This is a genomic window from Haladaptatus sp. (genome assembly GCF_049589095.1).
Lineage (GTDB): Archaea > Halobacteriota > Halobacteria > Halobacteriales > Haladaptataceae > Haladaptatus.
Window position 1 is genome coordinate 1 of sequence record NZ_JBAWAC010000463.1, and the last position, 2,151, is coordinate 2,151.

General features: G+C 63.4%; 2 protein-coding genes. One reads left to right on the top strand and one right to left on the bottom strand.

Annotation, left to right across the window (positions count from 1 at the left end; all coding sequences use genetic code 11):
* On the bottom strand, positions 1 to 921 hold a 921-nt coding region (locus WBV42_RS14485; protein WP_423986660.1), incomplete at its 3' end, for an NAD(P)/FAD-dependent oxidoreductase.
* A gap of 72 nt (positions 922 to 993) precedes the next feature.
* On the opposite strand from WBV42_RS14485, the gene WBV42_RS14490 reads away from it, so the two are divergent.
* Positions 994 to 1,971: an ornithine cyclodeaminase family protein gene (locus WBV42_RS14490; protein WP_423986661.1), complete on the top strand. Its 978-nt coding sequence runs from the start codon at positions 994 to 996 to the stop codon at positions 1,969 to 1,971.
* Positions 1,972 to 2,151 lie beyond the last annotated feature (180 nt).

Here is a 2,151-nt window from a genome sequence, read left to right on the forward strand (position 1 = left end):
GCCCGCCCATCCCCGGCGGATTCGGGAATCAGGACCGAAGTACGTCGCCAACTCCGCCGCCTTCTCGACCGCATCTATCGTCCAATCGAGGTCGGACGAATGGTCGTAAGCGTTCGGGTCCACGGTCGTGTCCCCGCCGAAGTGACCGCCGACGAGGGCGGCACCTTCGCGCTCCGGTCGGAAGTACGACCCCGTATCGAGGTCGATAGTCAACGGGACCGACTCGGGGACGGGAGTTTCCGGGTCGACGACCGCGATTTGGCGACGCTCGGGCAAGATGGGAAGGTCGAGGCCCGCCATCGCCGCAACTCTGCCCGCCCACGGTCCGGCCGCGTTGACGACGAAGTCCGCGTCGATGGGCCCGTCGGTCGTTTCGACGCCCGTAACGCCATTCCCGTCCCGCAGCACATCCGTCACCTCGACGCCGGTGCAGATGTCCACCCCGACCTCACGGGCGCGGGTGGCGAACGCTTGAAGCGCCAAATGAGGGTCCGCGAAGCCGTCTGTCGGTGAGTACGTCGCCGACCGGAAACGGTCGGCACGAAGACCGGGGCAGTGTTCCAGCGCCTCCTCGGGAGTGAGCAACTCGCTCGGTACACCCTGCTCGTTTTGCATGGCGACAGTTTCCGCGAGTTCCTCCACGGAGTCGTCAGTCCGGGCGAGGAAGAGATAGCCCGAGCGTCGATGGGAGATGTCGGCGTCGAACTCATCCTCGAATCGATCCCAGACGCGCATGCTGGCCCGCGAAAGCGCGACGTTGACGGGGGTCGAGAACTGCGCCCGAATTCCGCCAGCCGAACGTTCGGTGCTTCCAGCGCCGATGTTCGAGCGCTCACAGAGAACCACATCGGCTCCGCGCTGTGCGAGATAGTACGCGCTCGAACAGCCGACGATTCCGCCACCAACGACAACTATTCGCATACCGTCGAAAAGGGACCGCTGGCTAATGGTTCCATCGTCGGGAAATAAGCATGTCCGAGCCAAAGGGCCGATATGGTTCGTCTCATCTCGGACGACGACGTGGCGTCGCTCCTCGACATCGAATCCCTGCTCCCGGTAGTGCGCGAAGCCTTCGTCAAACAGGGCCGCGGCGAAGTTGAGCGACCCGATCGCCCGCACTTTCCGGTTGGTACCGGACTCGTCGGCGATTCCTCTCTCGGAACGGGTCTCGTGATGCCCGCGTACATCCACGGCGCACGCTACTACGCCACCAAACTCGTCGGCGTGCACGATGGAAACGCCGACCGAGGGCTACCGACCGTGAACGCCCAAATCGCGCTGACCGAGGCCGAGACCGGATTGCCCGCCGGGTTCCTCGCCGGGACGAGGATCACGAACGCACGAACGGGTTGTATCGGCGGACTCGCGGCCGCCGAACTCGCCGCGTCCTCGCCGGTCAAACTGGGGATCATCGGGGCGGGAACACAAGCCCGCTGGCAAGCACGGTGTATCGCGGCCGCGACGGACGTCGAATCGATCTGCGTCTACTCGCCGAGCGATTCGAAGGACGAGTGCGCTGACGAGCTCGAATCCGACCTCGACGTTCCGACGACGCCGGTCGAGTCGGCGGGCGAAGCGGTCGCGGATGCGACGGTCGTCGTCACGACGACCACGGCGACCAGTCCCGTCTTTTCGGGCGAGGCGCTCGAACCCGGAACGCTCGTCATCGCCATCGGTGCCTACACGTCCGAGATGCGTGAACTCGACCGCGAAACGTTCGGCCGTGCCGACAAGACGTTCGCCGACGTCCCGGAAGAGGTCGCGGAGATAGGGGATTTGCTGGCAACTGACCTCGGCGAATCCGACCTCGTTCCGCTCACCGACGTTCTCGAAGGCAGGGGTGGCCGCGACAACGATAGCGAAATAATCGTGGTCGAAAGCGTCGGATCGGCCGTGCTCGATGCGGCCGCGAGCGAGTTCGTTTTCGAGCGGGCGGTCGAGACAGAGACCGGTGAGGAAGTCGAACTGTAGCGGCCAGCGAGACTGATTTTCCAGACGGGTTGGATGGATATCCAGGCAGATAACTTGCCAGAAATCTGTTCAGAAATCCGATCCGAACGGGAGAATGATCGGTGAGCAGAGATGGGAAGAATATTTGGGGAGTTGTCTGGAAAGCCATCCAGATAGCTATACGGCTAGAAATATACCCAG